The sequence below is a fragment of the Pseudomonas lalucatii genome, assembly GCF_018398425.1.
In the GTDB taxonomy this organism is placed as follows: Bacteria; Pseudomonadota; Gammaproteobacteria; order Pseudomonadales; family Pseudomonadaceae; genus Aquipseudomonas; species Aquipseudomonas lalucatii.
The window spans coordinates 2,087,943-2,105,590 of record NZ_JADPMV010000001.1 but is presented as its reverse complement, the minus strand read 5'-3'; the positions used below and the strand labels follow the sequence as shown (position 1 = coordinate 2,105,590).

14 protein-coding genes and 1 pseudogene are annotated in these 17,648 nt (G+C 69.0%); 2 read left to right on the top strand and 13 right to left on the bottom strand.

Annotated features, from left to right (window positions below):
* Positions 1-237: 237 nt before the first annotated feature.
* A complete protein-coding gene (locus I0D00_RS09580) occupies positions 238-834 on the bottom strand; it encodes a MarC family protein (RefSeq protein WP_213639492.1) in 597 nt (198 codons plus the stop codon).
* Between the two features lie 234 nt (positions 835-1,068).
* Here I0D00_RS09580 and I0D00_RS09575 point away from each other — a divergent pair, with 234 nt between their 5' ends.
* Positions 1,069-1,338 carry a MoaD/ThiS family protein gene (locus I0D00_RS09575; protein ID WP_213639491.1) on the top strand — a complete coding sequence of 90 codons (270 nt, stop codon included), beginning with the start codon at positions 1,069-1,071 and terminating at the stop codon, positions 1,336-1,338.
* A gap of 16 nt (positions 1,339-1,354) precedes the next feature.
* Complete coding sequence (locus I0D00_RS09570) at positions 1,355-2,431, top strand: WD40/YVTN/BNR-like repeat-containing protein (RefSeq protein WP_213639490.1); 1,077 nt, start codon at positions 1,355-1,357, stop codon at positions 2,429-2,431.
* Positions 2,432-2,452: 21 nt separating this feature from the next.
* Here the strand turns inward: I0D00_RS09570 and I0D00_RS09565 are convergent, their stop codons facing one another.
* From I0D00_RS09565 to I0D00_RS21870, 12 genes and pseudogenes are all read right to left on the bottom strand, one after another.
* The gene (locus I0D00_RS09565; RefSeq protein WP_213639489.1) at positions 2,453-5,224 is read right to left on the bottom strand and encodes a response regulator; all 2,772 of its coding nucleotides are present in this window, start codon (positions 5,222-5,224) and stop codon (positions 2,453-2,455) included.
* Between the two features lie 103 nt (positions 5,225-5,327).
* Positions 5,328-6,617, bottom strand: a complete 1,290-nt coding sequence (gene purD, locus I0D00_RS09560) for a phosphoribosylamine--glycine ligase (RefSeq protein WP_213639488.1) — start codon at positions 6,615-6,617, stop codon at positions 5,328-5,330.
* A 199-nt stretch (positions 6,618-6,816) separates the two neighbouring features.
* Positions 6,817-8,424, bottom strand: coding sequence for a bifunctional phosphoribosylaminoimidazolecarboxamide formyltransferase/IMP cyclohydrolase (purH, locus tag I0D00_RS09555; protein ID WP_213639487.1), 1,608 nt, complete (start codon positions 8,422-8,424; stop codon positions 6,817-6,819).
* Between the two features lie 74 nt (positions 8,425-8,498).
* A complete protein-coding gene (gene fis, locus I0D00_RS09550) occupies positions 8,499-8,819 on the bottom strand; it encodes a DNA-binding transcriptional regulator Fis (RefSeq protein WP_213639486.1) in 321 nt (106 codons plus the stop codon).
* The gene (gene dusB / locus I0D00_RS09545) at positions 8,816-9,814 is read right to left on the bottom strand and encodes a tRNA dihydrouridine synthase DusB (protein ID WP_213639485.1); all 999 of its coding nucleotides are present in this window, start codon (positions 9,812-9,814) and stop codon (positions 8,816-8,818) included. The genes fis and dusB overlap by 4 nt, the downstream gene beginning before the upstream one ends.
* Positions 9,815-9,994: 180 nt before the next feature.
* A complete protein-coding gene (locus tag I0D00_RS09540; protein WP_213639484.1) occupies positions 9,995-11,299 on the bottom strand; it encodes a DUF3426 domain-containing protein in 1,305 nt (434 codons plus the stop codon).
* An 82-nt stretch (positions 11,300-11,381) separates the two neighbouring features.
* Complete coding sequence (gene prmA / locus I0D00_RS09535; protein WP_213639483.1) at positions 11,382-12,260, bottom strand: 50S ribosomal protein L11 methyltransferase; 879 nt, start codon at positions 12,258-12,260, stop codon at positions 11,382-11,384.
* 166 nt (positions 12,261-12,426) lie between these two features.
* The gene (accC, locus tag I0D00_RS09530) at positions 12,427-13,776 is read right to left on the bottom strand and encodes an acetyl-CoA carboxylase biotin carboxylase subunit (protein WP_213639482.1); all 1,350 of its coding nucleotides are present in this window, start codon (positions 13,774-13,776) and stop codon (positions 12,427-12,429) included.
* A gap of 17 nt (positions 13,777-13,793) precedes the next feature.
* Positions 13,794-14,255 (bottom strand): acetyl-CoA carboxylase biotin carboxyl carrier protein, encoded by a 462-nt coding sequence (gene accB / locus I0D00_RS09525; RefSeq protein WP_213639481.1) that lies wholly within the window; start codon positions 14,253-14,255, stop codon positions 13,794-13,796.
* Between the two features lie 23 nt (positions 14,256-14,278).
* A complete protein-coding gene (gene aroQ / locus I0D00_RS09520) occupies positions 14,279-14,722 on the bottom strand; it encodes a type II 3-dehydroquinate dehydratase (RefSeq protein WP_213639480.1) in 444 nt (147 codons plus the stop codon).
* A gap of 124 nt (positions 14,723-14,846) precedes the next feature.
* Complete coding sequence (locus I0D00_RS09515; protein ID WP_213639479.1) at positions 14,847-16,619, bottom strand: protein-disulfide reductase DsbD; 1,773 nt, start codon at positions 16,617-16,619, stop codon at positions 14,847-14,849.
* Positions 16,620-16,723: 104 nt separating this feature from the next.
* Positions 16,724-17,233: pseudogene (locus I0D00_RS21870) on the bottom strand (methyl-accepting chemotaxis protein); the annotation flags it as partial.
* Between the last annotated feature and the right edge of the window lie 415 nt (positions 17,234-17,648).

Sequence of the window (17,648 nt, the reverse complement as noted above, 5' to 3'; positions counted from 1 at the left end):
CGCGAGGTCGTGGCACGGCCACCCGGCGGGTGCCGGCGGCAGGCAGGGCGTGCGGATCGAGGGGGCGGTGCATCTGTGACTCCGGGCGCGGCTGTGGCGGTGAGGGTGCCGGTCCTCTCGCAGCTTCCGTGCCAAACGGCACCGAGGGCGGCTCTTGAGGTAAGTCTGGAAGGGGCGGCACAGGGGCTGCACCTCGATGGTGCGATGGCCGGTCGCCGCCCGCTGCCGCGCACCGAATCAGAGCGTCAGGTAGTTCTTCACCCCGGTGAAGATGATCTGCGCCGCCAGGGCGCAGACGAACAGGCCCATCAGGCGGCTGACGATCTGCAGGCCCTGGTCGCCGAGCAGGCGCTCGAACTGGTTGGACAGGTACAGCACCACGCCCACCGTGAGGCTGGCCAGGGCGATGGCGACCACCGCCAGCAGCTTGTCGTCCCAGTGCGGCTGGCTGGCGCCCATCAGCAGCAGCGCACCGATGGTCCCGGGGCCGACGGTGAGCGGAATGGTCAGCGGCACTATGGTGACGTCCTGCTGGACATTGTCGCTCTGCACCGCCGACTTGCCCTGGGCCATGCCCAGGGCCGAGATGAACAGCACGCTGCCGGCGCCGATGCGGAAGGCGTCGATGGTGATGCCGAACAGGCTGAAGATGTGCTTGCCGAACAGGTACAGCAGCACGCTGGCGACCACCACGCCGCCGGCCACCTTCCAGGCCAGGCGCTTGCGCTCCTTGCTCGTGTAGCCGCGGCTCAGGCCGATGAAGCAGGACAACACGAAGAAGGGGCTGTAGAGCACCAGCAACTTCAGGTACAGACTGAACAGCTCGGAGGCCATCGGCGATCTCGTCTCTCGGGACAGGTGGGCTGAATGTAGCAGCCGGCCGGGGCGCAGAGGGCAGGTGGCCGGGGCCAGAATGATCCCGGATTGGCGGAGCGATCGCCAGTGCCGCGGGCGACTTTGCGCGCCGCCGCCGGCCAACCGTTCGGCGCCCGGGGCCGATCCCGGGCGTGCTTTCGGCTATACCTGTGGCGTCAACCCGCGAGAGCCTGGCCGGGCCGGGAAGGCGACATGCCGCGTATCAGTTTCACCTTCAACCTGCAGCGTCACCTCGATGTGGCGCCGCTCGAGGTGCCCGGCGCCACGGTCGGCGCCGTGCTGGCCGAGGTCTTTGCGGTCAACCCGCGCCTGCGCAGCTACCTGTTGGACGACCAGGGACGGCTGCGCCAGCATGTGGCGATCTTCGTCGACGGCGAGCAGGTCGCCGACCGCCAGGGGCTGAGCGACCGGGTCGGGGAGACCGGCGAGGTCTACGTGGTGCAGGCGCTGTCCGGTGGCTGAGGCTGAGGAGGTGGTGATGGCGGATATGCTACAGGTGGCCACGCGCAAGGGCCTGCTGGTCTTCGCCCGGGAGGGCGCCGGCTGGCGCCTGGCCCGCACGGATTTTCTCGGCGAGCCGGTGAGCATGGTGCTGGCCGATCGCCGCGACGGCTACTGGTACGCCGCCCTGCACCTGGGGCATTTCGGGCCCAAGCTGTGGCGCTCGGCGGATGCCGGCAAGAACTGGACGGAGATAGCCGTGCCGGCCTTCGCCGCCAGCGCCGACGGCCAGGGGCCCTCGGTGGCGATGATCTGGTCGCTGGAGCACGGCGGCCTCGACCGGCCGCGGCGCTTGTGGGCCGGCACCATCCCCGGGGCGCTGTTCCGCTCCGACGACCGCGGCGATTCCTGGCAGCTGGTCGAGTCGTTGTGGCAGCGCCCGGAGCGTGCCCGGTGGTTCGGCGGCGGCTATGACCAGCCGGGCATCCACTCGATCTGCGTCGACCCGCGCGACGGCGCGCGGTTGCAGGTCGCGGTGTCCTGCGGCGGGGTCTGGTGCAGCGAGGACGACGGCGCCAGCTGGAGCTGTCGCACCCGGGGCATGCGTGCGGCCTATATGCCGCCGGAGCAGGCAGAACTGCCGGAAATCCAGGATCCGCACCGCATGCAGGCCTGCGCGGCGCGGCCCGATACCCTCTGGGTGCAGCATCACAACGGTATTTTCCTGTCCCGCGACGGTGCCCGGCATTGGCAGGAGATAGTGGGCGTCGAGCCCTCGACCTTCGGCTTCGCCGTGGCCGTGCACCCGCATGAGGCGGACACCGCCTGGTTCGTGCCGGCGGTCAAGGACGAGTGTCGGGTGCCGGTGGGCCAGCGCCTGGTGGTGACCCGCACCCGCGACGGCGGCGGCAGCTTCCAGCAACTGGCCGTCGGCTTGCCCCAGGCGCAGTGCTTCGACCTGATCTACCGCCACGCGCTGGCCATCGACGAGGCCGGGCAATGCCTGGCCATGGGCTCGACCACCGGCCATCTGTGGTTCTCGCCGGATCAGGGCGACAGTTGGCAGTCGCTGGCCGGCCACCTGCCGCCGATCTATGCGCTGCGCTTCGCCTGATACGGCGCGGTGCGCGGATGCTCAGTAGGGCAGCGCGGCGTCCTGGCGGCGAACTTCGCGTTCGGTGATCCAGTACTCGATCAGGTCGCGCAGCTGCGACAGTTCCACCGGCTTGGACATGTGCCCGTCCATGCCGGCCTGGCGCGCGCGCTCCTTGTGTTCGCTGAGGATATGCGCGGTGAGGGCCACCACCGGCGTGTGGGCGCGCCGCTCGGCCGCCTCCCAGGCGCGCAACTGCTCGGTGGCGGAGAAACCGTCGAGCACCGGCATCTCGCAGTCCATCAGCACCAGGTCGTAGTGGTGGGCCTTCATCGCGTTGAGGGCTTCCTCGCCGTTGCACGCCGTATCCGGTTGCAGGTTGAGCTTGCCGAGCATGCCGCGGATCACCTTGGTCGAGATGCTGTTGTCCTCGGCGACCAGGATGCGGAAGTCGCTCGGTACGCTCAACGGCGCGGGCACTGCGGCCGGCGCGTGCAGCGGCGCCCCGCTGCCGCGCTGGGCCAGTTCGTCGGCCAGGGTGGCCTTGAGGGTGTAGCCGGCCACCGGCTTGGCCAGGATGCGCTTGATCCCGGCGTTGCGCGCGACGATCTTGCTCGGCGCGTTGCTGATCCCGGTGAGCATGATGATCAGGATGTCGTGGTTGAGGCTCGGGTCTTCCTTGATCTTCGCCGCCAGCTGCATGCCGGTCATGCCGGGCATGTTCTGGTCCAGCAGGACCACGTCGAAGTATTCGCGCAGGTGCGCCTTGGTGCGCAGCAGCGCCAGCGCCTCCTTGCCGGAGGGCACGGCGCTGACGCTCAGGCCCCAGGCGCTGCATTGCTGGATCAGCACCTTGCGGCAGGTGTCGTTGTCGTCGACCACCAGCAGGCGGGCGCCCTGCAGCGGGCCGTCCAGGTCGGCGGTGGGGTGCTCGAGGCGCTCGGCCTCCAGCGGCAGGGTCAGCCACAGGGTCGAGCCCTGGTTACCGCCGCTCTGGATGCCGAACTCGCCATCCATCAGATGCACCAGCTGGCGGGCGATGAGCAGGCCCAGGCGGCCGCCGAGCTTGGTCGCGGAGAGGAAGTCCCTGCTGTGCAGCTCAGCGTGCAAAAGGGCCTCGCGTTCGCTGGCCTGCAGCGGTTGGCCGCTGTCCTGTACGGCAATGCGCAGGCGCGGCTTGGCGCCACCGTTGTCCAGCGCCACCACCAGCAGCACCTCGCCCTCCACGGTCTGCTTGAAGGCATTGTCCAGCAGGCTCAGCAGGGTCTGGCGCAGGCGCGTGGGGTCGCCGCTGATCACCCGCGGCACCTGCGGCTGCATGAAGCTGATCAGTTCGACGCGCTGCTGCTCGGCCTTGGCGCGGAAGATGTCCAGGCAGTCCTCGATCAGCGCGTTGAGGTCGAACTGCACGTCGTCCAGTTCGATCTGCCCGCTCTCCAGCTTGGAGATGTCGAGAATCTCGTTGATCAGGGTCAACAGCTCGTTGCCCGAGCTGTGGATGGTCTGCACATAGTCGCGCTGCTTGGCCGACAGCGGCGTGCCGAGCAGCAGCTCGGTCATGCCCAGCACGCCGTTCATCGGGGTGCGGATCTCGTGGCTGATCTTGGCCAGGAACTCGGCCTTGGCCTTCAGCTCGGCGGAGCTGGCGGCCAGGGCGCGGCTGGTGCTGAACTGGTCCTGGACGATGCGCCGTTGCCGCTCGCTCAGGGCCATGCTGAGGACGAAGCCGCTGACCACGCACGTGCCCAGCAGGCCGTAGACCATCCAGTCGGTCTGCACCGCCCAGTAGCCGAACAGGATCGGCAGGGCGCCGAGAAAGGCCGTGCAATACAGCAGTAGCGCCACGCTGAACATGCGCGCCGGCCGGTAGCCCTGGTGCCAGTGATACAGCGCCACCAGCAGGATGCTCAGGCCGCAGACCGCCGCCAGCAGGTAGACCAGCTGGTTGAACTGCAGGTTGCTGGCGATCAGCAGGGTCACGCCGACCAGGCCGATCAGGACGATTTCGCCGAGCAGCAGACGGGTCAGGGTCGTACAGTCGCAGACCTTGCGGAAGAAGCTGGCGGTGAAGGCCAGGGCGCAGAACATCGCCGCCAGCATCGACAGGTTGACGATCCGCGGCTGCAACGGCTGCCACTCCCCCAGCCAGGGGGTGCTGATGCCCAGCGCGCTGATCGCCGTCAGCAGCACGCCGGCCTGGGTCGCCGCCAGCCACAGGCCGCTGGCGGCGCGGGCATAGGCGAAGCGCACGAGGTTGTAGAGCACCAGCATGCCCATGCCGCCGAGCAGCAGGCCGAGCAGGAGCGGCCGGCTGTCGTCGGCGGCCATGGCGCTGGCGCTTTGCAGGCTGAGGGTCGGGCGCAGGGCGTGCTCGGAGGCCAGGCGCAGGTAGATATCCAGGGGGGCGTCTGCTTGCGGCAGGGGCAGGAGGAAGTCGCGACTGGCCAGCGGGCGGCTGGAGAAGGGCAGGCTGCTGCCGGTGCGGGTGTGGTCGAGCAGGCGCTCGCCCTGCAGTACGTAGAGGTCGAGATAGGACAGGTAAGGTGCGAATATGCGCAGCATCTGCGCCTGTTGCGTGACCGGCAGGCGGTAATGCAGCCACAGCGCGGCATCGCCGCCCGGCGTGTAGAGCTCGCCGAGTTCGATCGGGGCGAAGCGCGAGCTGTACAGCGGGGCGCGGATGTCGTCCAGCTGCAGGGTCGCGCCGTCGTCGCTCAGCGCCGACCAGCCCGCCGCGGCCTGAGCCGGCACCGTACCCAGCGCCGTCAGCAGCCAGGCGATCAGCAATCCTGTGGCAATCCTCAGCCGGCGCACGGTGAATTCCCTTCGGTAATGAGTGGACGGATTATAGCCAAGCGGCGCAGGCGAGAAACAAGTCGGGGGCGACCGCGGGGCCGCCCTCGCTCGCGGTCGCCCCTCAGTCTTCGCCACGCTCGCGGGCGATGGCCCGGTAGCCGATGTCGTTACGGTGGAACATGCCGTTCCAGCGGATTTTATCGGCCAGGCGGTAGGCCTGCTGCTGGGCCTCGGCCACGCTCGGGCCGATGGCGGTGGCGCACAGCACGCGGCCGCCGGCGGTGACGATCTGGCCATCCTTGAGCGCGGTGCCGGCGTGGAACACCTTGCCGTCGAGCTTGGCGGCCTCGTCCAGGCCTTCGATCACCGCGCCCTTGGCGTAGTCGCCCGGATAGCCGCCGGCAGCCAGCACCACGCCGACCGTGGGGCGTGGATCCCAGGTCGCCTCGACCTTGTCCAGGGCCTTGGCCAGGGCCGCCTCGATCAGCAGCACCAGGCTCGACTCCAGGCGCACCATGATCGGCTGGGTCTCCGGGTCGCCGAAGCGGCAGTTGAACTCGATGACCTTGGGCGCGCCGCTCTTGTCGATCATCAGCCCGGCATAGAGGAAGCCGGTGTAGACGTTGCCCTCGGCGGCCATGCCGCGCACGGTCGGCAGTATCACCTCGGCCATCACCCGCTGGTGCACCGCGGCGGTGACCACCGGCGCCGGCGAGTAGGCGCCCATGCCGCCGGTGTTGGGGCCGCTGTCGCCGTCGCCGACGCGCTTGTGATCCTGGCTGGTGGCCATCGGCAGCACGTGCTCGCCGTCGACCATGACGATGAAGCTGGCCTCCTCGCCGTCGAGGAACTCCTCGATCACCACGCGGGCACCGGCGTCGCCGAAGGCGTTGCCGGACAGCATGTCGCGTACCGCGGCTTCGGCCTCTTCCAGGGTCATGGCGATGATCACGCCCTTGCCTGCGGCCAGGCCGTCGGCCTTGATCACGATCGGCGCGCCGACCTTTTGCAGGTAGGTCAGGGCCGGTTCGACCTCGGTGAAGTTCTGGTAGGCCGCGGTGGGGATGGCGTGGCGGGCGAGGAAGTCCTTGGTGAAGGCCTTGGAACCCTCCAGCTGGGCGGCGCCGGCGCTGGGGCCGAAGATGTCCAGGCCGCGGGCGCGGAACAGGTCGACCACGCCTTTAACCAGCGGCGCCTCGGGGCCGACTATGGTCAGCTGCACGTTCTTTTCGGCGAAGTCGGCCAGCTGCTCCAGGGCCAGCACGTCGATGGCGACGTTCTCGCACTTGGCCTCGAGGGCGGTGCCGGCGTTGCCCGGGGCGACGAACACCTTGGCGACGCGCGGGTCCTGGGCGACCTTCCAGGCCAGGGCGTGTTCGCGGCCGCCGCTGCCGATGATCAATACGTTCATGTCTCTCTCCTCAAGGAGGCGGGCCTGCGGCCCGATTGGTGGATAAGCAAAGCGTTATCCACCCTACAAATAGGGAGGTCGCGATCGGGCGGGTAAATGCAAGGCGCCTGGCGCTTCCTCAAGCGGAGTTGCCTAATGGCAATGAGCATTGAGGGAGTGCCAGGCAACGCCGCAGATGCCTGTCCGAGTGCGGCCGACTTTAGTGCCTAAAGTGACGCATGCCGGTGAACACCATGGCGATACCCGCCTCGTCGGCGGCGGCGATCACCTCGGCGTCGCGCATCGACCCGCCGGGCTGGATCACCGCGGTGATGCCGGCCTTGGCCGCGTTGTCGATGCCGTCGCGGAAGGGGAAGAAGGCGTCGGAGGCCATCACCGCGCCGGGCACCTGCAGGCCGGCGTGCTCGGCCTTGATCGCGGCGATGCGCGCGGAGTTGACCCGGCTCATCTGGCCGGCGCCGACGCCCACGGTCTGGCGGTTCTTGGCGTAGACGATGGCGTTGGACTTGACGAACTTGGCCACCTTCCAGGCGAAGATCAGGTCGTGGATCTCCTGCTCGCTGGGGGCGCGCCGGGTGACGATCTTCAGGTCTTCGGCCTTGATCATGCCGATGTCGCGGCTCTGTACCAGCAGGCCGCCGTTGACCCGCTTGAAGTCCCAGCCCGGGGTGCGTTCGGCCGGCCACTGGCCGCACTCGAGCAGGCGCACGTTGGCCTTGGCCGCGACCACCTCGCGGGCGGCCTGGGAGATGCTCGGGGCGATGATCACCTCGACGAACTGGCGCTCGACGATGGCCTGGGCGGTAGCGGCATCCAGCTCGCGGTTGAAGGCGATGATGCCGCCGAACGCGGACTCCGTGTCGGTGGCGTAGGCCAGGTCGTAGGCCTTGCGGATGCCGCCCTCGTCCTCGGGAACCACGGCCACGCCGCAGGGGTTGGCGTGCTTGACGATCACGCAGGCCGGCTTGACGAAGCTCTTCACGCACTCGAGGGCGGCGTCGGTGTCGGCGACGTTGTTGAACGACAGTTCCTTGCCCTGCAGCTGCACGGCGGTGGAGACGCTGGCCTCGCCCTTCTTCGCCTCGACGTAGAAGGCCGCGCTCTGGTGCGGGTTCTCGCCGTAGCGCATCTCCTGGGCCTTGATGAACTGGCTGTTGAAGGTGCGCGGGAAGGCGCCGCGGGCCTCGGTGGACAGCTGTTCGGCGGCCTGGTCGATGGTGCCCAGGTAGTTGGCGATCATGCCGTCGTAGGCGGCGGTGTGCTCGAAGGCCTTGAGCGCCAGGTCGAAGCGCTGGGCATAGCTCAGGCCGCCGGCCTTGAGTGCCTCGAGGACGGCGGCGTAGTCGCCGGTGTTGACCACGATGGCGACGTCCTTGTGGTTCTTCGCCGCGCTGCGGACCATGGTCGGGCCGCCGATGTCGATGTTCTCGATGGCGTCGGCCAGGTCGCAGTCCGGCTTGGCCACGGTGGCCTCGAAGGGGTAGAGGTTGACCGCCACCAGGTCGATCGGCTGGATGCCGTGCTGCGCCATGACCTCGCCGTCCAGGGCGCGGCGGCCGAGGATGCCGCCGTGGATCTTCGGGTGCAGGGTCTTCACCCGGCCGTCCATCATCTCCGGGAAGCCGGTGTAGTCGGCCACTTCCACGGCGGCCACGCCGTTGTCCTTGAGCAGCTTGTAGGTGCCGCCGGTGGAGAGGATCTCCACGCCGAGGGCGGACAGCTCGCGGGCGAAGTCGAGGATGCCGGTCTTGTCGGAGACGCTGATCAGGGCGCGGCGGACGGGGAGGCGGGTGGTCTGGTCGGTCATTTCAGAGTCCATCAGAGCAGGGATATCAGCGAAGCGGGCGGCGCTTGTGGCCGCCCGCTTCGGGGGAGTGGGGGTCAGAGCAGGTCGTACTGCTTGAGTTTCTTGCGCAGGGTGCCGCGGTTCAGGCCGAGCAGCTCGGAGGCCTTGGTCTGGTTGCCCTTGACGTAGTTCATCACGGTCTCCAGCAGCGGCGCCTCCACCTCGGTGAGCACCAGGTTGTAGACGTCGGTGACATCCGCGCCCTCCAGGTGGGCGAAATAGTTGTGCAGCGCTTTCTCGACACTGCCGCGCAGGGTCTGGCCCTCTTCACTCGGCGTGGTGAGGTGTTGTTTCAAACTGCTGTTGTCACTCACGGGTGCAATTCCACTCACTAGATTCTCGGTCATCAACGTCATGCGGCCACCCCTTCTCCATCGTTTTGCCGGTCGCCGAAGAACTGGCGGATCTCGGCGCACTGCGCGTCCGTACTGTCCAGACGGTTGAATTGGGCGCGAAACTCCCTGGCGCCCGGCAGGGTTGCGAGATACCAGCCGACATGCTTGCGGGCGATGCGTACGCCCATCACCTCGCCATAGAAGGCATGCAGCGCGGCCAGGTGCTCGAGCAGAATGCGTTCCTGTTCCAGCAGGCCCGGCGCCGCCAGCTTCTCGCCGGTGCGCAGGTAATGCTCTATCTCGCGGAAAATCCACGGCCGGCCCTGGGCCGCGCGGCCGATCAGCAGGGCGTCGGCGCCGGTGGCGGCGAGCACCGCCTTGGCCTTTTCCGGCGAATCGATGTCGCCGTTGGCGAACACCGGTATCGACACCGCCTGCTTGATCGCGGCGATGGTGTCGTACTCGGCGTTGCCGGTGTAGAGGTCGGCGCGGGTGCGGCCGTGCACGGCCAGCGCCTTGATCCCGGCCTGTTCGGCGATCTTCGCCACCTCGATGCCGTTCCTGTTCTGCCGGTCCCAGCCGGTGCGGATCTTCAGGGTCACCGGCACGTCCACCGCGGCGACCACCGCGTGGAGGATCTCGCGGACCAGCGCCTCATCCTTCAGCAGGGCGGAGCCGGCGGCCTTGTTGCAGACCTTCTTGGCCGGGCAGCCCATGTTGATGTCGATGATCTGCGCGCCCAGCTCGACGTTGCGCCGGGCCGCCTCGGCGAGCATCTGCGGGTCGCCGCCGGCGATCTGCACCGAGCGCGGCTCCGGGTCGCCGGCGTGGGGCAGGCGCAGGCTGGATTTGCGGCTGCTCCACAGGCGTACGTCGCTGGTGACCATTTCCGAGACGACCAGGCCTGCACCCAGGCGCCGGCACAGCTGGCGAAAGGGACGGTCGGTGACTCCGGCCATGGGCGCGAGAATCAGCGGATTGGGCAATCTGTAGGGGCCGATGCATAACGCCGACATGGGGCTTCCCTGCTCAAGAGACGTGCTGTTGAGACCAATAGGAGAGTGCGAAAAAGGCTGGGAATAATACCCGCTCTGGGTGACCGGATAAAGGCTGTTTTGAACAAATTCTGAACAGCTGCGGCCTTATCGCCAGGGGTTAGGTTGGCGGCGACGCCCGCGCGCGGCGTCGCCTGGGGCTCACTCCGGGGAGTGGAAGCTGAGGCTGTAGTTCACCGCCTGGGTGCCCGGGTCGAGGATGTCCAGGGACACGTGGATCGGGGTCTGCGGTGGCATCTCGGCCTGGCCGGCGAGCTCGCCGGCGAGGTATTCGCTGGGCTTGAAGCGGCGGCTGGCGAGCAGCTGGCCGTTGATGTCGGCGAAGCGCATTTCCAGCAGCGGGAAGGGTTGGGTGAAGGGGGCGCGATTGTAGAGAATCGCGTCGACCACCAGGGCGCCGCTGAACTCCGGGTGGCTGCGCACCACCAGGTTGCTGCTCTTGATCTGCGCGATGTCGACCTTCGACGGCAGCACGCAGCCGAGGCTCGGGCACAGCTGTTCGAACCAGGGGCGGTACTGGTCCTGGCGCGCCAGTTCCTCGAAGTGGTAGTTCAGGTACTGGCCGGCCAGGACGGCGGCGGCGACCAGGTTGAGCAGGCCCCAGCCGAGCCAGCGCGCCCAGGGCTTGCGCGGCGGCTGCCAGTCCAGCTGCAGGGGCTCGTCGTCCAGTTCGAACAGGTGCTCGTCGCGCAGCCCGGGTTCGCTGCGACCGCCCTTTTCGGCGGTCGCGGCGAAGGGCGTGTCCAGTTCCGGGTCGGGCTCGTCGCGCGCCGTGCTCAGGCGCAGCTCGTCCTCGAGCGGCAGGGCCTCGCGCGAGTCGACGGCGTCCGCCTCGCGGTGCGACTGGCGCTGTGGCGCCGCTTCGGCGGCGGGCCGGGCCGCAGGTTCCGGTGGCGCAGTGCGCGGCTGCGGCGGCGTTGCCTCGGCCTCCTTCGGCGTCAGGCTCAGGGGCGCCTTGGCCGGTTCGTCGCGCAGCAGCGCCTCGGCCCACTGCTCGTCGTCCGCGGCGGGTTCGCCGGCGTTCGGCGGGCGGAAGGTCTCGGCGTAGCCGGGCGACTGCTCGAGGGCGCTGAACTGCTGGGACAGTTGACGCTCCTGCTCCTCCAGCTTGGCCAGTTCCTCGTCGAGGTCGAGGCCGTCGAGATCGAGGTCGTCATGAATCCACAGGGTATCGTCGCCGGGGCCCTTGCCCGTGGCGCCGGTCGAGGGGGGCGGTGCGCTCGCTGGCGCGGATGTTTGCGTCGGCTGCGCCGGGGCGGCGGACGGTGTCTTGGCCGGCGCCGCGACGGGCAGCACATGACCCTGGTCGCGCAGCTGCTGGGCGGCATTGAACACGTGCAGGCAGGCCCCGCAGCGGACCGCACCATGGGCGGCACCCAGTTGTGCCTGGTTGACCCGGAAACTGGTGCGGCAATGGGGGCACTGGGTGACGAAACTCTCGGTCATGCGGCGATCCGGCGGCCTGCGATCGGGTGAGGCGGGGCAATCAGTCTAACGCAACTGCCCGGCAAAGCTGCAGGCCGGCCCATCAGCGGCGCACGCCGCTGATACGCACCCAGCCGTCCTTGCTCGCGGTCGGGTCGAGGTCGAAGGCGTCCTTGTAGGCGGCGCGGACCTCCTCGGCCTGCTCGGCGAGGATGCCGGACAGCGCCAGGCGCCCGCCCGGCTTGACCAGGCCGGTGATCTGCGGGGCGAGGGCGACCAGGGGGCCGGCGAGGATGTTGGCCACCACCACCTCGGCCTGCTGCTGTGGCATGTCGGCCGGCAGGTAGAGGGGAAAGCGTGTCGGGTCGATGCCGTTGCGTCCGGCGTTGTCGCGCGACGCTTCCAGGGCCTGCGGGTCGATGTCGGTGCCGACGGCCTGGCGCGCGCCGAGGAGCAGGGCGGCGATGGCCAGGATGCCCGAGCCGCAGCCGAAATCGATCAGGTTGCAGCCGGCGAGGTCCTGGGCGTCCAGCCATTCCAGGCACAGCGCGGTGGTCGGGTGGGTGCCGGTGCCGAAGGCCAGGCCGGGGTCGAGCAGCAGGTTGACCGCGTCCGGCTCGGGGGCGGCATGCCAGCTCGGCACTATCCACAGGCGGCGGCCGAAGCGCATCGGCTGGAAGCCGTCCATCCAGCTGCGCTCCCAGTCCTGGTCGGCGATGACCTCGGCCTGGTGCTCCGGCAGTTCGGCGCCGGTCAGCAGGCGCAGGTGGGCGAACACCGCGTCGGCGGCGGTGTCGGCCTCGAACAGCGCCAGCAGGTGGGTGTGCGACCACAGCGGGGTGGTGCCCAGGTCCGGCTCGAAGATCGGCTGGTCCTCGGCGTCCATGAAGGTGACCGACACGGCGCCGACTTCGAGCAGGGCATCCTCGTAGGTCTGCGCCTGTTCCGGGGTGATGGCGAGACGGACTTGCAGCCAGGGCATGGGGGAAACCTCTTGCGTGATACGGCGCTGTCCTTGCGGACCGGGTGTGACAGGCGGGCAAGCTTACTCGACGGCCGGGCCGGCTTCCACCGCGGCGACCGGCCGGTGGCGCGCAGAAATGACAAGGGCCGCCCGTGGGCAGCCCTTGTGTCTCGACGCGGCGGCGTCAGTGCTTGTCCATACCCAGTTTCTTTTCCAGGTAGTGGATGTTCACTCCGCCGTGGCAGAAGCCCTTGTCGATGACCAGCTCGCGGTGCAGCGGCACGTTGGTCTTGATGCCGTCGACCACGATCTCCTCCAGGGCGTTGCGCATGCGCGCCAGCGCCTCGTCACGGCTGGCGCCGTAGGTGATCAGCTTGCCGATCAGCGAGTCGTAGTTCGGCGGCACGGTGTAGCCGCTGTACAGGTGCGAGTCGACCCGCACGCCGAAGCCGCCCGGGGCATGGAAGTGCTTGACCTTGCCCGGGCAGGGCATGAAGTTGTCCGGGTCTTCGGCGTTGATCCGGCACTCCAGGGCATGGCCGCGGATCACCACGTCGTCCTGCTTGATCGACAGCTTGTTGCCCGCGGCGATGCTGAGCATCTCCTTGACGATGTCGACGCCGGTGACCATCTCGGTGACCGGGTGCTCGACCTGGACGCGGGTGTTCATCTCGATGAAGTAGAAGTGGCCGTCCTCGTAGAGGAACTCGAAGGTGCCGGCGCCACGGTAGCCGATCTCGATGCAGGCGTTGACGCAGCGGTCGAGGACCTCGGCGCGGGCCCGCTCGTCGATGAAGGGTGCCGGGGCTTCTTCCAGGACCTTCTGGTGACGGCGCTGCAGCGAGCAGTCGCGGTCGCCCAGGTGGATGGCATTGCCCTGGCCGTCGGACAGCACCTGGACTTCCACGTGGCGCGGGTTGCCGAGGAACTTCTCCAGGTAGACCATCGGGTTGCCGAACACCGCGCCGGCTTCGCTGCGGGTCAGCTTGGCTGACTTGATCAGGTCCTCTTCCTTGTGCACCACGCGCATGCCGCGACCGCCGCCGCCGCCGGCGGCCTTGATGATCACCGGATAGCCGACTTCACGGGCGATCGCCAGGGCGGTCTCCTCGTCTTCCGGCAGCGGGCCGTCGGAGCCCGGCACGGTCGGCACGCCGGCGCGCTTCATGGCGTCCTTGGCCGATACCTTGTCGCCCATCAGGCGGATGGTCTCGGCCTTGGGGCCGATGAAGGCGAAGCCGGAGTTCTCCACCTGCTCGGCGAAGTCGGCGTTTTCCGCGAGGAAGCCGTAGCCGGGGTGGATGGCGGTGGCGCCGGTCACTTCCGCGGCGCTGATGATCGCCGGGATGTTCAGGTAGGACTGGGCGCCGGGCGCCGGGCCGATGCAGACCGATTCGTCGGCCAGGGCCAGGTGCATCAGTTCGCGGTCGGCGGTGGAGTGCACCGCCACGGTCTTGATGCCCAGTTCCTTGCAGGCGCGCAGCACGCGCAGGGCAATCTCGCCGCGGTTGGCGATCAGGACTTTTTCCAACATCGCAGGCTCTCCCCGGTTCAAACGATGGTGAACAGGGGCTGATCGTATTCCACCGGCTGGCCGTTCTCGCCCAGGATGGATTCGATCACGCCGCTGGTCTCGGCCTCGATGTGGTTCATCATCTTCATCGCCTCGACGATGCAGAGGATGTCGCCTTTCTTCACGCTCGTACCCACTTCGACGAAGTTGCCCGAGGTCGGCGAGGAGGCGCGGTAGAAGGTGCCGACCATCGGCGAGCGGACCACGGTGCCGTTCAGCTTGGGCGCGGCCGGGGCGGCGGCTTCAGCGGCGGCAGGCGCAGCCGGGGCGGCGGCCGGTGCCGGGGCGGCGGCCTGGGCATAGACCGGCTGCTGCATATAGGCCGGCTGCTTGCTGTGGCGGCTGATGCGCACGGACTCTTCGCCTTCGCGAATCTCCAGTTCGTCGATGCCGGACTCTTCCAGCAGTTCGATCAGTTTCTTGACTTTACGAATATCCATAGTTGCTCCACTCCCAGGTGAGGTCAGGGCCGTTCAAGTTGTTCGAGCGCGGCCTCCAGGGCCAGGCGGTAGCCGCTGGCGCCAAGGCCGCAGATCACTCCCACCGCGACGTCGGAAAAGTAGGAGTGATGGCGGAAAGGTTCGCGTTTGTGCACGTTGGACAGGTGCACTTCGATGAATGGGATGCTCACCGCCAGCAACGCGTCACGTAATGCGACGCTGGTATGGGTAAAAGCGGCGGGATTGATCAGGATAAAGTCGACACCTTCGCCCTTTGCGGCATGAATGCGGTCGATCAGCTCGTACTCGGCATTGCTCTGCAGGTACTGCAGGTGGTGGCCGGCCTCGCGGGCGCGGCGCTGCAGGTCGAGGTTGATCTGTTCCAGGGTGGTGGCGCCGTAGACGCCCGGCTCGCGGCTGCCCAGCAGATTGAGGTTGGGCCCGTGCAATACCAGCAAGGTGGCCATGATCGTGCTCCCGTAGATTTTCTGCGCTGCGCGCGACTATGCCGGAGATCGCGCGCGGCTGTCCAGTTGCCGACAGTAGTCGACACGATGTCAGTAGTTTGCGGCAATTATATGACTGGTGGCGCTACAGGCGTTCCCGTGCGCGCTGCAGGCGTGCGGCAAAGGCGGCGGCATCCACCTCGCCGACCACGCGCAGGTCCGACCATTCCCGACCCCTGGGGTCGAACAGCAGGATCGCCGGCGGGCCGAACAGCTGGTAGCGGTCGAGCAGGGCGCGCTGGGCCGGGGTGCTGTCGGTCATGTCGAAGCGTACCAGGCGGAACTCGCCCAGCTGGCTGCCCACCTCCGGTGCGGTCAAGACCTCGCGCTCGATCACCTTGCAGCTGATGCACCAGTCGGCGTACCAGTCGAGCAGCAGCGGCTTTCCGTCGGTCTGGGCGGAGGCCAGGGCGCTGTCCAGCTCGGCAGGGCTGCTGACGGTCTGCCAGCGGCCGGCGTCGACTTGCTTGGCTAGGGCGCCGACCAGGGGGGCGGGGCGGCCGAGGGGGCGCAGCGGGTCGTCCTGGCCCTGCAGCGCGCCGGTCCAGCTGGCCAGGGCGTAGACCAGCAGGAGCAGGCCGGCCAGCTGGCCGCGCTTCTGCCGGTGGGTCTTCGGGCCGAACTCCAGGGCGCCGAGGAACAGCGCTGCGCCGCCGGCCAGCAGGCCCCACAGGGCCAGCGCCAGGGGGCCGGGCAGGACCCGCTCGAGCAGCCAGACCGAGACGGCCAGGAGCATGACGCCGAACAGGTTGCGCACGCCGGTCATCCAGGCGCCGCTCTTGGGCAGCAGGGCGCCGCCGCCGGCGCCGATCAGCAGCAGCGGGGTGCCCATGCCCAGGCCCAGGGCGAACAGCTGCAGGGCACCGCCCAGGGCGTCGCCGGTGCTGCTGATATAGAGCAGCAGGGCGGTCAGCGGGGCGGTGACGCAGGGCGAGACGATCAGGCTGGAGAGCACGCCGAGGGTGGCCGCGCCGGCGACGGTGCCGCCGCGGGTCTGCGCCGCCCGGCGGTCGAGGCGCTCGCGGATGAAGGCCGGCAGGCGCAACTCGAACAGGCCGAACATGGCCACGGCGAACAGGGCGAAGAAGGCCGCGAAGGGCACCAGCACCCAGGGCGACTGCAGCATGGCCTGCAGGTTCAGGCTGGCGCCGAAGATCCCCATCAGCGCACCCAGGGCCGCATAGCAGGCCGCCATGGGCAGCACATAGGCCAGCGACAGCACCAGGCCGCGGCGGTTGCTCGGCCGCCCGCGCAGGACGACGCCGGAGAGGATCGGCAGCATCGGCAGCACGCAGGGGGTGAAAGTCAGGCCCAGGCCGGCGAGGAAGAACAGCGCCAGATCCGCCCACTGCCAGCCGGTGGTCGCGCCGGGCGCACCGGAGGCGCCCGCCAGGCCACCGTCGATGGCCAGCACCTCGGTTTCCGGCGGGTAGCACAGGCCCTTGTCGGCGCAGCCCTGGTAGGTGACCTGCAGATCGAACGGCCGGCCGTCTGCGGCGCTGCGCGGCAACTCGACGTCGAGCACGCCGTAGTACACCTCGACGTCGCCGAAGTACTCGTCGGTCTTCGGCTGGCCGGCCGGCAGCCGCGCCGCCCCCAGGCCGACCTCGGCCGGCTCGCTGGCGAACTTGAAGCGGTGCTTGTAGAGGTAGTAGCCGTCGGCGGCGACGAAACGCAGCCTGAGCGAGTCGGCCGAGCTGTCGACCAGGCTGAGCTTGAAGGCCTCGCGCACCGGCAGGAAGTCCGCGCTGTTGTTCAGCGCCGCGCCCAGCGGCGCCGCGGCGGGACGGCTGTCGAGCAGGCCGGCGCCGGCGGGCAGGGTGAACAGCAGCAGGAGCAGGCAGAGCAGGCGGTGCATGGAAATCTCGTCACTGGGTGGTGCCTGCATGATAACCAAGGCCGCGCCCGGGGGGCAGGGTGCAGGCTGTAAGCGGTCGTGTCGGCGGCCCGGGTGGTGCGCGCCTACAGACGGAACGCCTGCACCGCGGTGTGCAGCTGGTCGCCGAGCTGCAGCAGCTCTTCGCCCTGCTGGCGTCCGGTGTCGATGCGCTGCAGGTTGTCGCCGCCGAGCTGGTGGATGCGCTCGCTGTGGCCGCGGATCTCGCTGACCGCACCGCTCTGCTGGGCGGTGGCGTCGGCTATGCGCTCGGCCATGCTGGCGATGGTGCGGATCGCCTTGACGATCTCGTCCAGGGCGCCGTCGGCGGCCTCGGCCTGGCTGGCGGTGGTCTCGGCGTGCTCGACCTGGGCGCGCATGGCGTCCACCGACTGGCGCGCGGCCTGCTGCAGGCGGCCGATCAGCTCCTGGATCTCGGCGGTGGCGCTGCCGGTGCGCTGCGACAGCGAGCGCACCTCGTCGGCGACCACGGCGAAACCGCGGCCGGCCTCGCCGGCGCGGGCCGCCTCGATGGCGGCGTTGAGCGCCAGCAGGTTGGTCTGCTCGGCGACCCCGCGGATCACCGTGAGCACGTTGCCGATGGTCGCGGTCTCCTCGGCCAGGCGTTCGATGGCCTGGGCGTTGCCCTGCACCTCGTCGACCAGTCCGTGCAGTCCGGTCAGGCTCTGGCCGATGACCTGCTGGCCCTGGCTCAGGGCGCGGTCGGCGTCGCGGCTGGCATCGGCGGCCTGGCTGGCGTCGCCGGCGACCTGCTGGATGGTCGCCTCCAGTTCGCCGAGGGCGTCGCGGATCTGCGCGGTATCGCCGGCCTGGCGCTCGGCGCCGGCATGCAGGCCGCCGCTGAGCTCGGCCAGGGTGCGGCTGGAGCCGGCGACCTGTTCGGCGTGCAGGCGGATGGTGCCGACCAGCTCGACCAGGTAGGTGCGCAGGCGATTGAGCGACTCGGCGATGGCGGCCGGTTCGCGGATGCGCGTATCCAGCTGCACCGCC